This is a genomic window from Muricauda sp. SCSIO 64092 (genome assembly GCF_023016285.1).
Classification (GTDB): Bacteria; Bacteroidota; Bacteroidia; order Flavobacteriales; family Flavobacteriaceae; genus Croceivirga.
In genome coordinates, this window is sequence record NZ_CP095413.1 from 5,654,291 (window position 1) to 5,671,221 (window position 16,931).

At 42.4% G+C, this 16,931-nt stretch carries 18 protein-coding genes; 6 read left to right on the forward strand and 12 right to left on the reverse strand.

All coding sequences use genetic code 11. The features are described from left to right. Window positions 1–2: 2 nt before the first annotated feature. Genes L0P88_RS23725 through L0P88_RS23750 form a run of 6 tightly spaced genes read left to right on the forward strand, consistent with a single transcriptional unit; the run spans window position 3 to window position 5,453 of the window. Window positions 3–1,238, forward strand: coding sequence for a DUF1015 domain-containing protein (locus L0P88_RS23725; RefSeq protein WP_247132569.1), 1,236 nt, complete (start codon window positions 3–5; stop codon window positions 1,236–1,238). 15 nt (window positions 1,239–1,253) lie between these two features. Further along, on the forward strand, window positions 1,254–1,913 hold the full coding sequence (locus L0P88_RS23730; protein ID WP_247132570.1) for a YggS family pyridoxal phosphate-dependent enzyme: 660 nt from the start codon (window positions 1,254–1,256) through the stop codon (window positions 1,911–1,913). Between the two features lie 9 nt (window positions 1,914–1,922). Beyond that, window positions 1,923–3,209: an exonuclease domain-containing protein gene (locus L0P88_RS23735; protein WP_247132571.1), complete on the forward strand. Its 1,287-nt coding sequence runs from the start codon at window positions 1,923–1,925 to the stop codon at window positions 3,207–3,209. A gap of 6 nt (window positions 3,210–3,215) precedes the next feature. After that, window positions 3,216–4,052 carry an ion transporter gene (locus tag L0P88_RS23740; protein ID WP_247132572.1) on the forward strand — a complete coding sequence of 279 codons (837 nt, stop codon included), beginning with the start codon at window positions 3,216–3,218 and terminating at the stop codon, window positions 4,050–4,052. Continuing rightward, window positions 4,052–4,972: a tRNA (adenosine(37)-N6)-dimethylallyltransferase MiaA gene (gene miaA / locus L0P88_RS23745; protein ID WP_247132573.1), complete on the forward strand. Its 921-nt coding sequence runs from the start codon at window positions 4,052–4,054 to the stop codon at window positions 4,970–4,972. The genes L0P88_RS23740 and miaA overlap by 1 nt, the downstream gene beginning before the upstream one ends. Continuing rightward, entirely contained in the window at window positions 4,965–5,453 is a 489-nt protein-coding gene (locus L0P88_RS23750; RefSeq protein WP_247132574.1) for a gluconokinase, read from the forward strand. Before miaA ends, L0P88_RS23750 begins: the two co-directional genes overlap by 8 nt. 194 nt (window positions 5,454–5,647) lie before the next feature. Here L0P88_RS23750 and L0P88_RS23755 read toward each other — a convergent pair whose 3' ends face one another. The 12 genes from L0P88_RS23755 to L0P88_RS23810 all read right to left on the reverse strand — a co-directional run bounded on the left by L0P88_RS23755 (window position 5,648) and on the right by L0P88_RS23810 (window position 16,929). Then, entirely contained in the window at window positions 5,648–5,896 is a 249-nt protein-coding gene (locus tag L0P88_RS23755; protein ID WP_247132575.1) for a type II toxin-antitoxin system RelE/ParE family toxin, read from the reverse strand. Beyond that, window positions 5,887–6,135 (reverse strand): hypothetical protein, encoded by a 249-nt coding sequence (locus L0P88_RS23760; RefSeq protein WP_247132576.1) that lies wholly within the window; start codon window positions 6,133–6,135, stop codon window positions 5,887–5,889. Before L0P88_RS23760 ends, L0P88_RS23755 begins: the two co-directional genes overlap by 10 nt. A gap of 785 nt (window positions 6,136–6,920) precedes the next feature. Further along, window positions 6,921–7,640 (reverse strand): response regulator transcription factor, encoded by a 720-nt coding sequence (locus tag L0P88_RS23765; RefSeq protein WP_158777907.1) that lies wholly within the window; start codon window positions 7,638–7,640, stop codon window positions 6,921–6,923. 5 nt (window positions 7,641–7,645) lie between these two features. Next, window positions 7,646–9,223: a sensor histidine kinase gene (locus tag L0P88_RS23770; RefSeq protein WP_247132577.1), complete on the reverse strand. Its 1,578-nt coding sequence runs from the start codon at window positions 9,221–9,223 to the stop codon at window positions 7,646–7,648. Between the two features lie 70 nt (window positions 9,224–9,293). Continuing rightward, the gene (gene coaE / locus L0P88_RS23775) at window positions 9,294–9,887 is read right to left on the reverse strand and encodes a dephospho-CoA kinase (protein WP_247132578.1); all 594 of its coding nucleotides are present in this window, start codon (window positions 9,885–9,887) and stop codon (window positions 9,294–9,296) included. Continuing rightward, the gene (locus L0P88_RS23780) at window positions 9,884–10,840 is read right to left on the reverse strand and encodes a CdaR family protein (protein ID WP_247132579.1); all 957 of its coding nucleotides are present in this window, start codon (window positions 10,838–10,840) and stop codon (window positions 9,884–9,886) included. The genes coaE and L0P88_RS23780 overlap by 4 nt, the downstream gene beginning before the upstream one ends. Then, the gene (locus tag L0P88_RS23785) at window positions 10,837–11,847 is read right to left on the reverse strand and encodes a glycosyltransferase (RefSeq protein ID WP_247132580.1); all 1,011 of its coding nucleotides are present in this window, start codon (window positions 11,845–11,847) and stop codon (window positions 10,837–10,839) included. The genes L0P88_RS23780 and L0P88_RS23785 overlap by 4 nt, the downstream gene beginning before the upstream one ends. A 57-nt stretch (window positions 11,848–11,904) precedes the next feature. Then, entirely contained in the window at window positions 11,905–12,717 is an 813-nt protein-coding gene (locus L0P88_RS23790; protein ID WP_247132581.1) for an enoyl-ACP reductase, read from the reverse strand. A gap of 81 nt (window positions 12,718–12,798) precedes the next feature. Beyond that, a complete protein-coding gene (gene recN, locus L0P88_RS23795; RefSeq protein WP_247132582.1) occupies window positions 12,799–14,457 on the reverse strand; it encodes a DNA repair protein RecN in 1,659 nt (552 codons plus the stop codon). Window positions 14,458–14,510: 53 nt separating this feature from the next. Further along, the gene (locus L0P88_RS23800; protein ID WP_247132583.1) at window positions 14,511–15,401 is read right to left on the reverse strand and encodes a DUF4835 family protein; all 891 of its coding nucleotides are present in this window, start codon (window positions 15,399–15,401) and stop codon (window positions 14,511–14,513) included. After that, window positions 15,394–16,602: a bifunctional phosphopantothenoylcysteine decarboxylase/phosphopantothenate--cysteine ligase CoaBC gene (gene coaBC, locus L0P88_RS23805; protein ID WP_247132584.1), complete on the reverse strand. Its 1,209-nt coding sequence runs from the start codon at window positions 16,600–16,602 to the stop codon at window positions 15,394–15,396. The genes L0P88_RS23800 and coaBC overlap by 8 nt, the downstream gene beginning before the upstream one ends. Beyond that, window positions 16,603–16,929, reverse strand: coding sequence for a DNA-directed RNA polymerase subunit omega (locus tag L0P88_RS23810; protein WP_158777915.1), 327 nt, complete (start codon window positions 16,927–16,929; stop codon window positions 16,603–16,605). It lies immediately after the preceding gene. Between the last annotated feature and the right edge of the window lie 2 nt (window positions 16,930–16,931).

A 16,931-nucleotide genomic window follows, 5' to 3' on the forward strand; every position in this document is an offset into this window, starting at 1 on the left:
CAATGGCAGTCATTAAACCTTTTAGAGCCATAAGGCCCGCTAAGGACAAAGTCGCCTTTGTTGCTTCCCGTTCCTATGAGGAATACGACAAGAAGGAAAGGAATTATCACTTGAAGTACAATCCTTTCTCATTTCTTCATATCATCAATCCCGGATACAAGTTTCAGAAAACCATTTTTGGCGAAGAGCGATTTACATTGATCCGAAATCGTTATCTGGAATTTTTGGAAGAACAAATCTTCGTCAAGGACAAAGCAGAATCCTTTTACCTTTATCAGGTTCAAAAAGGAGACTTTACGACCTTAGGGATTTTTTGCGCCACAAGTGTTTTGGATTACAGGAATGACGTCATAAAGAAACACGAGGATACCATCCACAAAAGGGAACTCCTCTTTGCCAATTACCTAAAATCGGTGGGCTTTAATGCGGAGCCCGTTCTCATAACCTATCCGCAGAATGATACCATTCAAAACCTAATTGCCAAAAAAATTGAAAAAACGCCCGAATATGATTTTACGACGCCCGATAAAAAAAGGCATCGGCTCTGGTGCGTAACCGATCGGGCCACAATCGTCAATCTACAAAAGGCCTTTGCAAAAATAGATATAATCTATATTGCGGATGGCCATCATAGGAGTGCCTCGTCCAATTTACTATCCAAGGATTTAGAGGCGGAAAACGAACGGCATTCCGGTACGGAGCCCTATAACTTTTTCCTGAGCTACCTCATTCCTGAATCAGAAATACGGATCTACGAATTCAACAGAATGGTAAAGGACCTTAATGGCCTTACCAAGGAGGAATTCCTTATAAAGTTGGATGCCCACTACAGAATTGAAAAACGGGACGATGGGCTGTATAAACCTACCAGGAAGCATCATTTTAGCATGTATTTGGAGGGGGAGTTCTATTCACTTTACCTAAGGAAACAAGTGTATGGGTTTACCGATGCCCTGAGTGAATTGGACACCCATATTCTATACAAAACCATTTTGGAGCCTATTTTGGGGATTCGGGATTTGCGCAATGACAAACGTATTTCCTATGGCTACGGGAAGCACAACCTCATAAAAATGAAGGATAGTATTGATAATGGGGATTTTTCGGTTGGTTTTAGCCTGGTACCGATAACCATGGAAGAAATAAAGGCCATTGCAGATGCCAATCTGGTCATGCCCCCAAAAAGCACCTATATAGAACCCAAATTACGCAGTGGATTAACCATTTATGAGATTTAACTTAGATCGATCCCAATGTCAATACAACAAAATCTGGATACCATAAGGCAAACCTTACCCAATACTGTGACCTTGGTCGCAGTGTCCAAAACCAAGCCTTTGGATGACATCTTAGCCGCCTACCAGGCAGGACATCGGGTGTTTGGAGAGAATAAAATTCAGGAAATGACCCAAAAATGGGAAGCCCTTCCCAAGGATATCCAATGGCATATGATCGGTCATGTACAACGAAATAAGGTAAAGTATATGGCCGCATACGTTTCCCTGATTCATGGCGTGGACAGTCTTAAACTTCTTAAAGAAATTGACAAACAGGCTAAAAAACACCAAAGAAATATCAATTGCCTATTGCAGATCCATATTGCCGAAGAGGAAACCAAATTCGGCCTAAGCCTTGAAGAATTGGAACAATTGGTGGCTGCACCGGAATTTCAGGAACTCACAAACGTAACGATCAAGGGCGTGATGGGAATGGCCACTTTTACCCAAAACACCGAACAAATCCGAAAAGAGTTTCGGTTTTTAAAGTCCGTTTTTGGTTCCCTTCAACAAAAACTTCAAGGAATTGACACGCTTTCCATGGGTATGAGCGGGGATTATGGGATTGCGGTTGCGGAAGGAAGTACCATGGTACGTATTGGAAGTAGTATATTTGGAGTTCGCAACTATCCCTAAAACTTTTGAATGTACGCCATTCTGGATATAGAAAGTACTGGAGGAAAGTACAATGAAGAAGGCATCATGGAAATTGCCATCTATCGTTTTGATGGTGAAAATACGGTGGATCGTTTTATAAGTTTGGTAAATCCGGAGCGGGAAATCCAACCGTTTGTGGTGAAGCTTACCGGAATAAACAATAAGATGCTCCGTTCTGCCCCTAAGTTCCATGAAGTGGCCAAGCGAATCATAGAAATAACCCAGGGCACTACTTTAGTTGCGCACAACGCCCAATTTGACTATCGTATCCTAAGGACGGAGTTCAGAAGATTGGGCTATAATTTTGAACGAAAGACCCTTTGCACCGTAGATCTTTCCAAAAAATTACTTCCCGATGCGGAATCCCACAGCCTGGGAAAGCTGGTTCGCTCCCTGGGCATTCCCGTAAGCGACCGACATAGGGCCAATGGCGATGCCTTGGCCACATTAAAGCTTTTTAAGCTTTTGCTGGCAAAGGATATAGATAAATCCATTGTAAAAGAAGTCGTTAGGGCAGAAACCCTGGGAGAATTGACCGAAAAACAATTGGATATTGTAGAAAGCCTACCTTCGGAAACGGGCGTGTATTACATGCACAACAAAGATGGGGACATCCTGTTTCTGGGAAAAACAAAAAATATCAAAAAAAGGGTCAACCAACATTTTACCAATGAGGGGCAATTGGCACGTATACTTCAAAAAGAGACCAAAAAAGTAACCTTTGAGCGCACGGGAAGTGAATTGGCCGCAATTTTAAAAGAAGGGGTGGAATTGCAGGAGAACAAACCCAAGTTCAATAAAAAAATAAAGGACCAATGCTTTTCCCACGGCGTATATATCGCAAAGGATAAAAATGGCATGCTTACCTTAAGAGCAGAGCAGGCCAACGGACACGCCAGACGCCTAAGTAGTTTTAATTCCCTAAAGGCCTCCAGGAATTTTTTGAACGAAGTCTTGAAAAAATATCAGTTGGATTCCCTTATTGAGCCCGAAAAACGCAATGAACTCATCACGGAAATAGAAAAAAAACACAGCGTCCAAAATAGGACACTGGCCCTTTTGGACAAGGGGCGGCAACTGGGAGAAAAAAGTGTCTTCTTCATCAAAAATGGAACCTTCCAAGGCTTTGGATATGCCGATCTTAACCATCAAATCAATAATATTCCTATATTAGAATCCATAATTACCCCAATGAAGGGAAACCCAAATACCACATTCATCATTGAATCCTATCTAAGGAAGTATAAAATTCAAATAGTTGAATTGGAATCGTAAACAAGTTTGAAATACAATAAGCCAAATAAAAGCTGGAGGGCGAAATTACACGGGATCATCTATGGCACGCATACTACCGCAGGGAGATGGTTCGATATCATTCTATTGATCGTTATTGTCTACAGTGTTATTGTGGTCATGCTGGAGAGTATACCCCGTTATGACGAAAGGTTTCATGAATTTTTCAATATTTCGGAGTGGGTGGTGACCATCCTTTTTACCATTGAATATATTCTACGGATCATATGCATTAAGCGTCCCAGCAAATACATATTCAGTTTTTTCGGTATAGTGGACCTACTCTCCACCATACCCAAGTATTTGTCCTTCTTCTTTGTGGGAACCCAGTATTTTACGGCATTTAGGGCATTACGATTACTGCGCATCTTTAGAATATTGAAGTTGGTCCGGTACACGGGCGCTTCAAACAATTTGATCAAGGCCTTAAATGCAAGTAAAAGAAAAATTTTCATTTTTATCTTTTTTGTGCTGGTGGTCTCTATTCTTTTGGGAACCGTGATGTATTTGATAGAAGGTCCCGAACATGGGTTTAACAGTATTCCGCATAGTGTCTATTGGACTATTGTTACCCTTACCACCGTAGGTTATGGGGACATTTCCCCGGAAACCGGTCTTGGGCAGTTCCTGGCCACCTTCATTATGATCATCGGTTACGGCATTATTGCAGTCCCAACGGGTATTGTTTCCGCAGAATATGCATCGGCGAGGGAAAGGATCGAAGATGATAAGGGAAGATGTTGCTCCAATTGTGCGACGGAAGTACTTCGGGAAGATGCGGTCTATTGCAGAAAATGCGGTGAAAAACTAGAAGAAGTCGACTAATGGCCAAATATGTCATTGCCATCGTTGGCCCAACGGCCATTGGAAAAACGGCACGTGCCATTGCATTGGCCAAACACTTTTCCACAGAAATCATCTCAACGGATTCACGGCAGTTTTTCAAAGAGATGCATATTGGTACCGCCGTCCCTTCACCCCAGGAATTGAACCAGGTCAAACATCATTTTATTCAACATCTCAGTATTTTTGATTCCTATTCCGTGGGTGATTTTGAGCGGGATACCCTTCTTTTATTGGAAAAACTGTTTCGTTCCCATGATGTTGTGCTGCTTGTGGGGGGAAGCGGACTCTATATGGATGCGGTTTTATACGGGCTTGATGATTTCCCGGAAACCGATCCCAGCTTAAGACATGGGTTAAATGCGGTTTTTAATAAAGAAGGGATAGGTGCCTTGCAGGACAGGCTGCAGGAATTGGACCCTGACTATTATGCAAAAGTGGATTTGGAGAACCCGCATCGATTGATCAGGGCATTGGAAATCAGTATTTCCTCCGGAAGACCCTATTCCTCGTTTCTGGCCGGCAAGAAAAAAGAACGGGGGTTTACGCCCATACTTATTGGTATTGATGCGGAAAGGAATGTCATTTATGAGCGCATAAACAGGCGCGTGGACAAAATGATGGAAGATGGATTATTGGAAGAGGCCCGGGAATTGTTCAAGCACAGCACGTTAAATGCACTCAACACCGTAGGATACAAAGAGCTGTTTGCTTATTTTGAGGGAAAGATTACCTTGGAAAAAGCCGTAGGGGAAATAAAAAAAAACACAAGAAGGTTTGCCAAACGCCAATTGACCTGGTACAGGAAAAATGAACATCTGGTTTGGCTGGACCATAGGTTGTCCGAAACCGAATTCATTAGTAGCGTAGATCTCCTTTTAAAAGAACGTTCCCATGCATGAACCAAAACTTTATGTGATCATGGGGGTATCCGGAACCGGTAAAACCACTATCGGCAAGCTATTGGCAGAGGCCGTTGGTATTCCTTTTTTTGATGGGGATGATTTCCATCCCAGGGCAAACCTCGAAAAAATGGAGTCCGGTCAGCCACTCAATGATGAGGATCGCCATGGTTGGCTGGTTTCATTGAACCAACTGTTGAAATCCAGAAAGGAATCCGGGGCAGTCGTAGCTTGCTCCGCCCTTAAAAAAAGTTATCGCGCTATTTTGAACGATGGCTTAATGGGCCAATTGAAGTTTATTTTTTTGGAAGGCAGTTTTGAAGAGGTAAAAACCCGAATGGTACAACGAAAAGGGCATTTCATGCCCTTGGAATTGCTTCAGTCCCAATTTGAAACCTTGGAGGAACCGGAGAATGCCATAAAAGTGTCCATAAGGGACACCCCATCCCAAATTATCCAAAAACTGCTGGACCAATTATAGTCGAAGTATCAATGCTTATGGGCTGTTTCTTAACTCTCTACCCTGCTCGTTGTGAATAAGTAGTAGCATGGCCCTAGAGAACGGAAGGGTAAAAAGGATAGAGGGTCTCTTTGAAGTATGGGCGGTGTGGGCTTTTTTGTACTGGGGGCTCTAGGACAACGGCCCTTGTTTGGTTCCCCTGAAGTTGATGATTTCTATGGTTTTTTCTTTGGATGTATCCTGTAAATGATATAGTTGTTCCTATCCACAAGTCCCTTGCGAAGGTCCGGTCGTTTTCCGGATGGTGGGCAGATTTTCGGATATTTTGAGATTCGCTCGGTGAGTTCTCCAATTTTCTTTTCAAAGTTAAATACCTCCTTCTCCGTCCAGTTTTCCTCAAGGTATTCCAGAACCTTATCAAGTCCTTTTTCTGCTTGTGGTGTCCATTTGATGTTCAACGCCATTTATTGAAGCGTTCCATTACTTTTTTATGTGGAACAAACTCTCCCTTATCTGCCTGTTCCAGTCCCGTCATGGCCTCTTGGCGTTCCTGCTCATCCATATCGTCCCACCAGTCGATGCCCTCGTCTTCGAACACTTTCTTAACCTTGGCCAACAGGCTTTCCTTCTGTGTCTGTAAGAGTAGGTGCATCAGCTCCAGTTTTGTTGCCTCGATGTCCATCGCATATTCTTTTATATCCATCGTAAAGTTAGTGTATATTTCATTTATACTACGTATAGATCGTTCTTCAGTTCATTGGATGGAAGCTCTCCCTGCGAAGTAGCTGCATATCAACTGCAAAACTTTTAAAATGGTGACGCTGAAGCGGTACACCGTCCGCCTTTGGTGGTTAGATTTCTCAGTCGCTTTCCTCTTTCGAAATGCCGTTTTCAAAGTAAAGGTCATTTCGAACGTACGTGAGAAATCTCGATAACAACAAAACCAAAACTTACGTCCATAGCTTCAACTAAACTTTTATGGTTTGTTACGCCCTGGCAGTACAGCCCTGTCTAGCTTTTTTGGGGATGGTGGAGCAGTGGATATAGCAGTTAAACCATGGTTTTACCACGATGAACGTAAGATTTTAGAGCGTTTAACCTAAAGTCTCGGAAAGATGAACTTAATGTCTTGGAGAGATGAACTTAATGTCTCGGAGAGATGAACTTAATGTCTCGGAGAGATGAACTTAATGTCTCGGAAAGATGAACTTAATGTCTTGGAAAGATGAACTTAATGTATTGGAAAGATGAACTTAATGTATTGGAAAGATGAACTTAATGTATTGGAAAGATGAACTTAATGTATTGGAAAGATGAACTTAATGTATTGGAAAGATGAACTTAAAGTCCTAAAGAGTTGAAGTTGGGTTTTGGCAGCAGTACGACCCTGTTGTGGCCTTTGGCGGGTGCCGCGGAACGGGATGATTAACTCCATAAAACAATAAGACCGCCCCAAGGAGCGGTCTTAGTCTATGCTTTTGCGTACCACTACATGGTTTCACCTTCCGTTTTTATGACCAGACGGAAGCCTTCCCCATGAATATTCAATATTTCAACCACATCATCACGCTTTAAGTATTTACGCAATTTGGCAATATATACGTCCATACTTCTGGAGGTGAAATAGTTGTCATCCCTCCAAATCTTTGTCAACGCCAATTCCCTGGGCATTAGGTCGTTCTCATGAAGTGCCAAAAGTCGTAACAGTTCGTTTTCCTTTGGTGATAATTTTATGGGTTCCTCATCCATATATTTTAAGAAGCGTAGTTTGGAATTCAAATGGAAGTTCCCTATTTGAAATTCAAACTGCTTACTGTCGGCCAATGAATTGGATGCCTTTCGTTGAAGTATTGCCTTGAGTTTCATGAGCAGTACCTCGGAGTCAAAGGGCTTGTTCAGGTAATCGTCCGCACCAGCTTTGTAGCCCTTGAGTACATCTTCCTTCATGGTTTTTGCCGTCAAAAAGATAATGGGTACATTTTCATTCTTCTCACGGATTTCCTTGGCAAGGGTAAAGCCATCCTTGTAGGGCATCATAACATCTAAAATACAGACATCAAAGTTGTCTTTTTTAAACTTTTCAAAACCCTCCATCCCGTTCTTGGCAAGAACAACATCAAAATCATTCATTTGGAGATAGTCCTTTAATACTATTCCAAAATTTGGGTCATCCTCTACCAACAATATTTTTTTATTCTCTGTTTCCATACAATTTAAATTAAAGGTAGCTTTATGAAGAAAGTACTTCCCTTCCCTTTTTCACTCTCCACATAAATCTCACCTTGGTGATCATCTACTATTTTTTTCACGTAGGCCAATCCTAAACCGTGGCCTTTTACATTATGTATATTCCCGGTATGTTCCCGGTAAAACTTTTCAAAAATTCTTTTTTGGACCGCTTTGCTCATCCCTGCCCCCTGATCTTGTACTCTGATGACCACGAAATTTTTTGCAATCTCCGTAAATACATCAATTTTGGGGGATTCAGGGGAATACTTGATGGCATTATCCAAAATATTTACAATGACATTGGTAAAATGCACATCATTGGCCAAAACATCCGAACGTTCCGCATCCAGATGTGTATGGATGTAACCTCCCCTATCCTGGACTATCAATTCTACATGGGCCATGGCATCGGTAATAATGTCATGGACATCTACGCGATCCTTATTGATATCCAACTGATTCTTTTCCAACTTTGAAATACGCAGTACATTTTCCACTTGTGCATGCATCCGTTTGTTCTCATCCCGTATCATTCCCAAATAACGCGTCAACTTGTCCGCATCTCCCATGGATTTTGGATTTCGTATGGCCTCTACTGCCAGGTTGATCGTAGCAATCGGCGTTTTGAACTCATGGGTCATATTGTTAATGAAGTCCGATTTAATTTCCGAGATCTGCTTCTGCTGTATCAATTGATAAATTGCACTGGAATACGCCACCACAATGACCAAAGTGAACAATAGGGATAAAATGGCCATGGTCATTATACTGCTGAGCAGGAATTTTTTCTTTTGGGGAAAACTCAATAGTAATGAAAAGTTGGTCTGGCCCTCGCTGTCCCTAAAAATTAGGGTCCTATAAATTGTACCCTTATCAAATTTGAACTTTTTGGACCTTACCTTTGTGGGGAAACCACGACTATAAATTCCATATTCATAATCGATGGCGATGCCCCTATTTTCAAGCTCCCGATTCAGCAAAAGTTCCAACTCCTGTCTGGATACCCGCTCATGAATGGGCACCGTTTTGGCCATTTCACTAAAAACATCCTCATAGACAGCTTTGTCAATTGCCGAAAGCCCACCTATTTTTTCCACCCTTTGAATGGGTGTCAACGCATAACGTTTCCCATCCAACCCATAATCTTCCTTATAAATGGCAGATGTACGTCTACTGGTAAAATTCTTTATCGTTGTTGAATCATCTAAAGCGTTGTCAAAGAACATGGACGAAATATCATAGCTTTCTTCCAATATACCATGGGAATAAAACTTGATTTCGTCAGAATTCAAATCCCGATCAACGAAGAATATGTTTCGTAAATGAGCTGATTTAGGCTGTTCAACACTGTCTACCAATTCTGCCACGCGGTCCACGTAGTCCTTGCGTTCCCTACTTTCAACCCTATCGGCCACCTCTCCCAAAACATCTTCGACCGTATTTGAAAACTGCTCCCGCTTGTCGTCTACCGATTTTTGAATCCAATAAACCTGTACTGAAATAATACCGACGAGTGAGAGACTCATCAAAATGACCAGAAGAACGAATCGTCTCTTGTTCATTTACTCAAAATTAAAAATTTAACATTCAGCGCCTTGGGCGTTTAACCTATCATTAACAAAAATGTTAAAGTCATGATTTTTTTAAAGCTTTTGTCAAAATTGTTTTGTGGAGCTTTCCAACGTCCTTTTTGGTTTGCTCCAAATCAATATTTTCAATCATATGGTCCGCCAATGGAATCTTGCTTTCATCTGACAATTGATTTCCCAATCGCGCCTTAATTTGTGCTTCCGACATGGCATCCCTATCCATAACCCTTTGAATTCTAACCTTTTCCGGAGCGGTTACCAGGATAACCAAGTCGTAGTTCTTCTGCGCTTTGTTCTCAAAAATCAAAGCCGTTTCCTGAATCACATAGGGAAAATCCCTGCTCTGGACCCAACTTAAAAAATGCTTTCGTACTGCTGGATGGACCACGGCATTTAACTGTTTTAGCTTTTCCTTCTCATTAAATACAATTTTGGAAATGAACGCTTTGTTTAACTTTTTCCCATGATAGGCCCCAGGGCCAAATAGCTGGACGATGTCTTTCCTAACCTCTTCTGAATCAACCATTAACAACTTTGCCTCTTCGTCGGAATCATAGACGGGAACCCCTAATTCCCTGAAAAATGCGGCAACGGTACTCTTGCCGCTCCCCATACCACCGGTCAACCCTACTATCATATCTTTTCTAAAACAAACTCTACCCTATTTTGCAATAATCGTACTGAAAATACATCGTCGGGCTTCTTTTCCAATTCAATGAAAAGGTATTTTTTATCTACAAGGGCATCATAGTCCACGAAAACTTCAAAATCCGTCGTCTTCAGGTCTTTCAACTGTTCAATCCCTGCTTTACATACGATGGTAATATGATCGGGAAACGTCCTTAAACGAAAACCTTCCGGAACATGGCGTGTTTTTATCCCAATAACAAACTCCTTTTCCGAAAACCGTACTACTTCCCCTGAAACCGTTACCTTTTTTGTATCAATTACAATATTGCCCAGGGAATCCAGGGATTCCAAAGCCAGTTCCCTTGAAAAATTGGTCGAAACCTCATTTAGCTCAAAAGGGACCGTGGAAATTTCCCTGACCTTGCTGATGTGCTTCTTGGGGCCCCTGATCCTAATGCTGTCCGGGCTTACTTTAAGCGGCCCTTTTAGCAAATGGTTCTGGGCCAATCGCAGGTTTATCTTGGGCAAAACCGGAACGTGCTTGAAATCCACCCGATAAAGGTCCGTATAGAAAATGGGGGCATCCAGTTCCATCAAGGAAACACTATTGGGCAGTTGCCGTTCCATCTGATTCTTAACGGTATTTGCGGTCAAGAAGTATTCCCCTTCCTGCTCAAGAACCCCGCCCAAATCCAAGACTATCGATTTGGGACTTAGGGAATACCCCAAAAATTGAAAACCACTGGCTTTTATCTTGGCGGTCAACAGCCTATTGGAATTGCGGTTCAAGAGCAAACTATCCGGAATGTTTTGGTGTACAATCCTAAAGTTGGCCCTGGATTCATAGACTTCCGATAGTTTACTAATGGCCCATGCCAAAAAAGAACAAAGCAGAAACAGCAGGAAAACCTTTAGTTTCCTTTGGTTCAATTTGCCAAAAGTGCTTTTTATACTGCTCACCCTTTTTTAAAAAACAAGTTAGGAAATACCTTTTCAGGTTCTTTAGGACTAAAATTAAGTAAGATGGTTGATTTAAGAAAACCCAGGCCGTAACCAAAAAACTGAACAACAACGGCCACAATGGACAAAAGGGCTACGACCAAACTCCTGTTCCTGAATAGGGAGTCTATAAAAATAAGCAGGAAATACAGTCCAAAAAGCACGCTAAAATGCCACCATCCCAAAATCATCAATACTATGGAAGTGAATAGTAGGACCATAAAACACGTAGGAAACCAATAGGTAAGTTTTGCCGTTTCTGGATGCCATTGGTTTAAAATGGCCCTTACCATGCCAAATTTTTTGACCTGAGTGTGAAACCTGCCCCAATCTATCCTTCGTTTATGATAGACAAAGGCATTAGGGAAAAATCGGGTCCTATATCCGGCTTTCCAAATACGAAAAGTCAAATCCGGGTCTTCTCCTGGATGAATGCTACCAAACCCCTTGGTTTTTTTGAACAACTCTTGGGAAATACCCATATTAAAGCTTCTGGGCTGGAATTTCCCAAGTGTCTTTTTTCTGCCGCGAATACCCCCTGTGGTCCAAAGCGATGTCATTGCGTAATTGATTGCCTTCTGAACTTTACTGAAGGAATGGTGGGCCGCATCGGCTCCCCCAAAACAATGGACAAAATCCTGTCCAAGCTCCCGATCCACTTCATCCAAATACTGTGGGGGAAGGATACAGTCCGAATCCAGGACAATAAAATAGTTGCCCCTGGCTTTTTTCATTCCATAATTTCTGGAATCCCCAGGACCTGTATTTTCCTTTTTATAGTATGAAATTTGTAGCCCATCACTAAAATTGTCCAATACCTTTTCCGAGGTTTTTGTGGAGCCATCTTCTACAATGACCACTTCAAAATCCCCCTTATAATCCATTTGGACCATACTTTCCAGTAGTTCTTGGATTTCATCCGGTCGGTTATAAACGGGGATGATAAAGGAAAAGTGCAATCGATCCATAGGTAAACATACAAAAGCCATCCTCAATGGGATGGCTTTTTAGGAAGACTTCATGTATTATTCGCTAAAAACATCGATCACTTCCTGGCTGACCCCAGTATTGGAGAAACCACCATCATGGAAGAGATTTTGCATAGTGACCTTTTTGGTCAGATCCGAGAACAAGCTCACCGTGTAATTTGCACAATCATCGGCTGTAGCATTTCCCAAAGGCGACATTTTTTCCGCATACGCAATAAAACCATCAAAACCTTTTACCCCTTGCCCCGCCGTAGTGGGCGTTGGTGATTGGGAAATGGTGTTCACCCTTACGTTCTTTTCCTTGCCAAAAAAGTACCCAAAACTGCGGGCAACGGATTCCAAATAGGCCTTATTATCGGCCATATCGTTATAATCCGGGAATGTACGCTGTGCTGCCATATAAGTTAAGGCCACGATGCTTCCCCATTCGTTCATGGCATCGGCTTTGTACAAGGTCTGCATCACTTTATGGAACGAAAGTGCGGAAACATCCCATCCCTTAGTGGTAAAATCATATTTTTCATCCGTATAATGACGGCCTTTTCGAACGTTTACGGACATCCCTATGGAATGCAGGACAAAGTCAAGTTTTCCTCCCAACAGTTCCATGGATTTGGAAACTAAATTTTGTAAATCTTCTTCATTGGTCGCATCTGCGGGGATAATTTCTGAAGCTGTTTTTTTCGCCAGGACCTTTATTTGACCCATACGCATGGCGATAGGTGCATTCGTCAACACAAATTCCCCACCTTCCTCATGCACGCGTTCAGCGGTTTTCCAGGCAATGGAGTTTTCATCCAAAGCCCCAAAAATAATTCCCTTTTTTCCTTTCAATAAGTTATGCCCCATTGTTTGTCGGTTTTAGTGCTGCAAAGATATGGATTTCAAAAGTTGTTAAAAGTCTTTGATGGGGTGTCCGCCCTTCCAATCCTAATTCTCAAATAGCAACTGCTTGGCATGGGAAACCGCTGAGTCCGAAAACGACTTCCCTCCTAACATTTCAGCCAATTCCTGAACGCGTTCATCCCCAATCAATCGTTTCATTTTTGTTGAAGTGGTATTTCCGATTTCCTCTTTGTACACTTTGAACTGATGCTCCCCTTTGGAGGCAACCTGCGGCAAATGCGTAATAGAGAACATTTGCATGTTATGTGCCATCCCTTTCATGATTTCCCCCATCTTATTTGAGATTTCCCCGGAAACCCCGGTATCGATTTCATCAAAAATAAGGGTAGGCAATTTTTCATAGGAGGCCAATATGGATTTGATGGCCAACATAATTCGTGAAAGCTCCCCGCCCGAGGCTACTTTTTTTAGCTCTCCATATTGGGAGCCTTTGTTCGCAGAGAATTGAAACCGCAAACCATCCATTCCATTTCGTTTGAAGTCTTCCAAGGGAAATAGTTCAATTTTGAATGAAGCCGCTTGCATCCCCAGGGAGGAAATACGTTCCGTCAACTTCTTCCCCAGCATTGGAATGGCCTTTTGCCTGCGCTGTCTAATGGCCGTCCCAACTTCTTGAAGGTCTTTTTTATGTTGGGTCACCTCCAACTCCTTTTGTTGGATGGTGTCATCAATATTCAACGAGGTCCCCACCTTTTGCGTTAGATCCTCCTTAATGGCCAATAATTCATCCACTTCATTTACTTGATGTTTTTTAAACAGGTCATGAAGCAATTGTAATTCTCCATTTACCTTCTCCAAACGTTCTGGATTTGGCTCTATGGCTTCCGAGAGGTTCTCAAGTTCATTTCCCAAATCCGCAAGCTCAATGGCAATGGACTGCACCCTATCATTGAGGTTTCCGTACTTTTTTCCAAATTCACTGAGCCTCTGGGTCAATTGTTTAAGCTGTGTCATGGAACTTAGTATGCCCATTTGTTCTTCATTCAATAATTGATGGGAATTGGACAGGAGTTCCATTAAACTCTCCACATTGTTCAAGGCTTCGTATTCGGCCTCCAATTCTTCCACAACACCCTGGTTCAATGTGGCATTTTCCAGTTCCTGCAATAAAAAGGAATTGTAATCCAAATCCTTTTCAGCTTCGTTTTTATGGGCAATTAGGCGTTCCAGTTCATTGGACGCCAAATGGTATTCATGCAACCTGGCACCGTAATTATCCAATAGGTCCGTATTGCCCGCCAAGGCATCAATTACCCGAAATTGAAAGGCATTATCCGTAAGCTGTAGGGTTTGGTGTTGGGAATGGATGTCCACCAACAGCCTTCCCAGAGTGGATAGGACGTCCAAAGTAACTGGCGTGTCATTCACAAAGGCCCTGGACTTTCCGCTGGGCAATATTTCCCTTCGCATAATGGTCTGCTGCCCATAATCCAGGTCATTGTCCTTAAAATAACGTTTTAAGTTATAGTTGGAGATCGCAAATTCAGCTTCAATGACACATTTGGTGGAACCGTCCTTTAGGGAAGATAAATCGGCACGCTTTCCCAAAACCAAGGAAAGGGCACCCAAAAGGATGGACTTCCCTGCTCCGGTTTCACCGGTAATTGTGGTAAAACCGGCATCAAAGGATACATTAAGGTCATCAATAAGGGCAAAATTCTTTATGGAAAGCTGGACTAGCACCTATCTTTATTTAGGCTAGCAAAGATAACCATCAAAAGATATTGAACTCACGATCAATACGAGATTTCATTCCAAGTAGTGGAATAAAATGGGGCAACCTTATTTAAACTTTCTTTAAGCTTAACAATATCCACCTTGGGACCATCGGAAAATATGTTGCTGATCTCCTCTGCTTTGGCATCAAAAAAAGTCTGGATGAGAAAGGCATTGGGCCTGCGTTTTATCAAGGTTTCGAACAACCGGAGGCTTCCCGCAATGACTTGTTTTCCCGTACTATTGTTATCGGCCAAGACATCCATGCCCTTACGGTGGTAATTGTACATCGCGATGCGGTACTCCTTAAAGGTGTTGGACAATAAATTGTCCACCAATTCAAATCGGGTGCGTTCCCCGGTCTGTTGTGCCCACCCCCCAAAATTGGTGCCTTGTGCCTGAGTAACGATATTTTGTGCCAAACGGTAGTACTCATCACCGCCCTGCAGGCTGTAGGTATCTGCATCCAGCCCCAAAATGATATAGACGTAATACGATATCACACCTATTAAATTGGAATCGAAGGAATTGGGATTGTACACCAATGGTTCAAACTCCTGATATATAAAATTAAGGGCATTGTCCTTATAATTGAATACTGAAGTTTCGTAAGATGTGTTATAAACGGGACGGGATGATTGAATTTGGATACTGGCCTCAAATCTATCCGATTCATATTCCGTGACCGTAATGAACATACGTGCACTTACGCGCTCATTTTCCCCATAGACCCGATTTGTCCATTTGTTTTTGTTGACAAAATCATTCAACGAACGCTCCAAGGTCTTAAAAATCTGCTGGTTCGTTTGGTTGACCTGATCGGAATTCACGGTAACCTCACAATCCAGTTCTTGGCCCTGGACCACCATTGGGCCCATAAAGAGAATAGCGATGATAAAAAACTTATGCATGAATCCTTTGGATGATTTCTTCCCAAATATCCGAAGCTACTTCGGACTTGTCTTTTACCTTAAACGTTTTTGAGACCGAATTCTTATCGAAGAAAGTGATTTTATTGGTCGTGACACCAAATCCGGCCCCTTGGTCATTTAGTGAATTTAGGACTATGGCATCCAAGTTTTTTCGAACCAACTTATCCTTGGCGTTCTGCAGTTCGTTTTGGGTTTCCAGGGCAAACCCAACAATAAATTGCTGTTTTTTGGTTTCTCCCATGGAGAGCAGGATGTCCTTGGTACGCTCCAAAGTCATGGTCATTCCCTGGGCTTCCTTCTTTTTTATTTTTTGATTGGAAACCTCTTTGGGCCTATAGTCCGCAACGGCAGCAGCGCTAATGGCAATATCCACTTCTGGGTAGTGTTTGTGTACTTCCTGGTACATTTCCTCTGCTGTGGTGACCCGTTTCAATTCCATGGCATCACCTTCTATGGCCAAGGTGGTTGGGCCCATGATCAAAACTACATCCCCACCTAAGGCCACTGCCCTTTTCGCCAATTCCAACCCCATGGTTCCCGTGGAACGATTCCCTAAAAAACGAACCGGATCAATGGGTTCATGGGTGGGCCCGGCGGTAATCAGTATCCTTTTTCCAAACAATGGCTGCCCTTCCTTTAGATGCGATTCCATAAAATGGACAATATGTTCGGGTTCTGCCATCCGCCCTTCCCCGCTCAATCCGCTGGCAAGTTCCCCGGATTCTGCAGGAATCATGATATTCCCAAAGGACTGCAACTTTTTAAAGGACGCCTTGGTAGATGAATGTTGGTACATATCCAAATCCATTGCCGGGGCAAAATAGACCGGACATTTTGCTGATAGGTAGGCTGCCAACAATAAATTATCGCAGGTACCATTGGCCATTTTGGAAAGGGTATTTGCCGTTGCCGGGGCAATTAACATGATATCTGCCCAAAGTCCCAATTCCACATGGTTGTTCCATGATAAACTTCCATCCTCCTGGTTGATAAAATCCAATAAAACCGGATTTTTGGATAGGGTGGAAAGCGTTAATGGGGTAACAAAAGAGCTGGCACTTTGGGTCATCACAACTCTGACCTTGGCACCAGCTTTTATCAATAATCTTACTAAGAACGATGTCTTATACGCGGCAATCCCCCCGGTAATGCCCAAAAGGATGTTTTTTCCGCTTAGCATCTATGCGTCCTTCTCCGTGTTTCTGTAATAAATCTTATCCTCCAACCACTCTTGTACTGCAAGTGCATGTGGTTTAGGAAGTTTTTCATAAAATTTGGAAACTTCAATTTGTTCCTTGTTTTCAAAAACTTCCTCCAAGCTGTCGCTATAGGTAGCAAACTCTTCCAATTTCTCCAACAATTCCTTTTTTATTTCGGAATTGATCTGAATGGCCCTCTTGGAGGCAATGGAAATGGCCTCATAGATATTGTCCGTTTTGCCATCAAACTCATTGCGGTTATGGGTAACGGTGGAAATTGGGGCCTTTGTGTTTTTTAAATCCTTCATAC

Bases quoted from the DNA above. Each gene is read 5' to 3' on its own strand.
- L0P88_RS23725 (WP_247132569.1), top strand. From the start codon at position 3: ATGGCAGTCATTAAACCTTTTAGAGCCATAAGGCCCGCTAAGGACAAA.
- L0P88_RS23730 (WP_247132570.1), top strand. From the start codon at position 1,254: ATGTCAATACAACAAAATCTGGATACCATAAGGCAAACCTTACCCAAT.
- L0P88_RS23735 (WP_247132571.1), top strand. From the start codon at position 1,923: ATGTACGCCATTCTGGATATAGAAAGTACTGGAGGAAAGTACAATGAA.
- miaA (WP_247132573.1), top strand. From the start codon at position 4,052: ATGGCCAAATATGTCATTGCCATCGTTGGCCCAACGGCCATTGGAAAA.
- L0P88_RS23750 (WP_247132574.1), top strand. From the start codon at position 4,965: ATGCATGAACCAAAACTTTATGTGATCATGGGGGTATCCGGAACCGGT.
- L0P88_RS23755 (WP_247132575.1), bottom strand. From the start codon at position 5,896: ATGGCGTTGAACATCAAATGGACACCACAAGCAGAAAAAGGACTTGAT.
- L0P88_RS23760 (WP_247132576.1), bottom strand. From the start codon at position 6,135: ATGGATATAAAAGAATATGCGATGGACATCGAGGCAACAAAACTGGAG.
- L0P88_RS23765 (WP_158777907.1), bottom strand. From the start codon at position 7,640: ATGGAAACAGAGAATAAAAAAATATTGTTGGTAGAGGATGACCCAAAT.
- L0P88_RS23770 (WP_247132577.1), bottom strand. From the start codon at position 9,223: ATGAACAAGAGACGATTCGTTCTTCTGGTCATTTTGATGAGTCTCTCA.
- coaE (WP_247132578.1), bottom strand. From the start codon at position 9,887: ATGATAGTAGGGTTGACCGGTGGTATGGGGAGCGGCAAGAGTACCGTT.
- L0P88_RS23785 (WP_247132580.1), bottom strand. From the start codon at position 11,847: ATGGATCGATTGCACTTTTCCTTTATCATCCCCGTTTATAACCGACCG.
- L0P88_RS23790 (WP_247132581.1), bottom strand. From the start codon at position 12,717: ATGGGGCATAACTTATTGAAAGGAAAAAAGGGAATTATTTTTGGGGCT.
- L0P88_RS23800 (WP_247132583.1), bottom strand. From the start codon at position 15,401: ATGCATAAGTTTTTTATCATCGCTATTCTCTTTATGGGCCCAATGGTG.
- coaBC (WP_247132584.1), bottom strand. From the start codon at position 16,602: ATGCTAAGCGGAAAAAACATCCTTTTGGGCATTACCGGGGGGATTGCC.
- L0P88_RS23810 (WP_158777915.1), bottom strand. From the start codon at position 16,929: ATGAAGGATTTAAAAAACACAAAGGCCCCAATTTCCACCGTTACCCAT.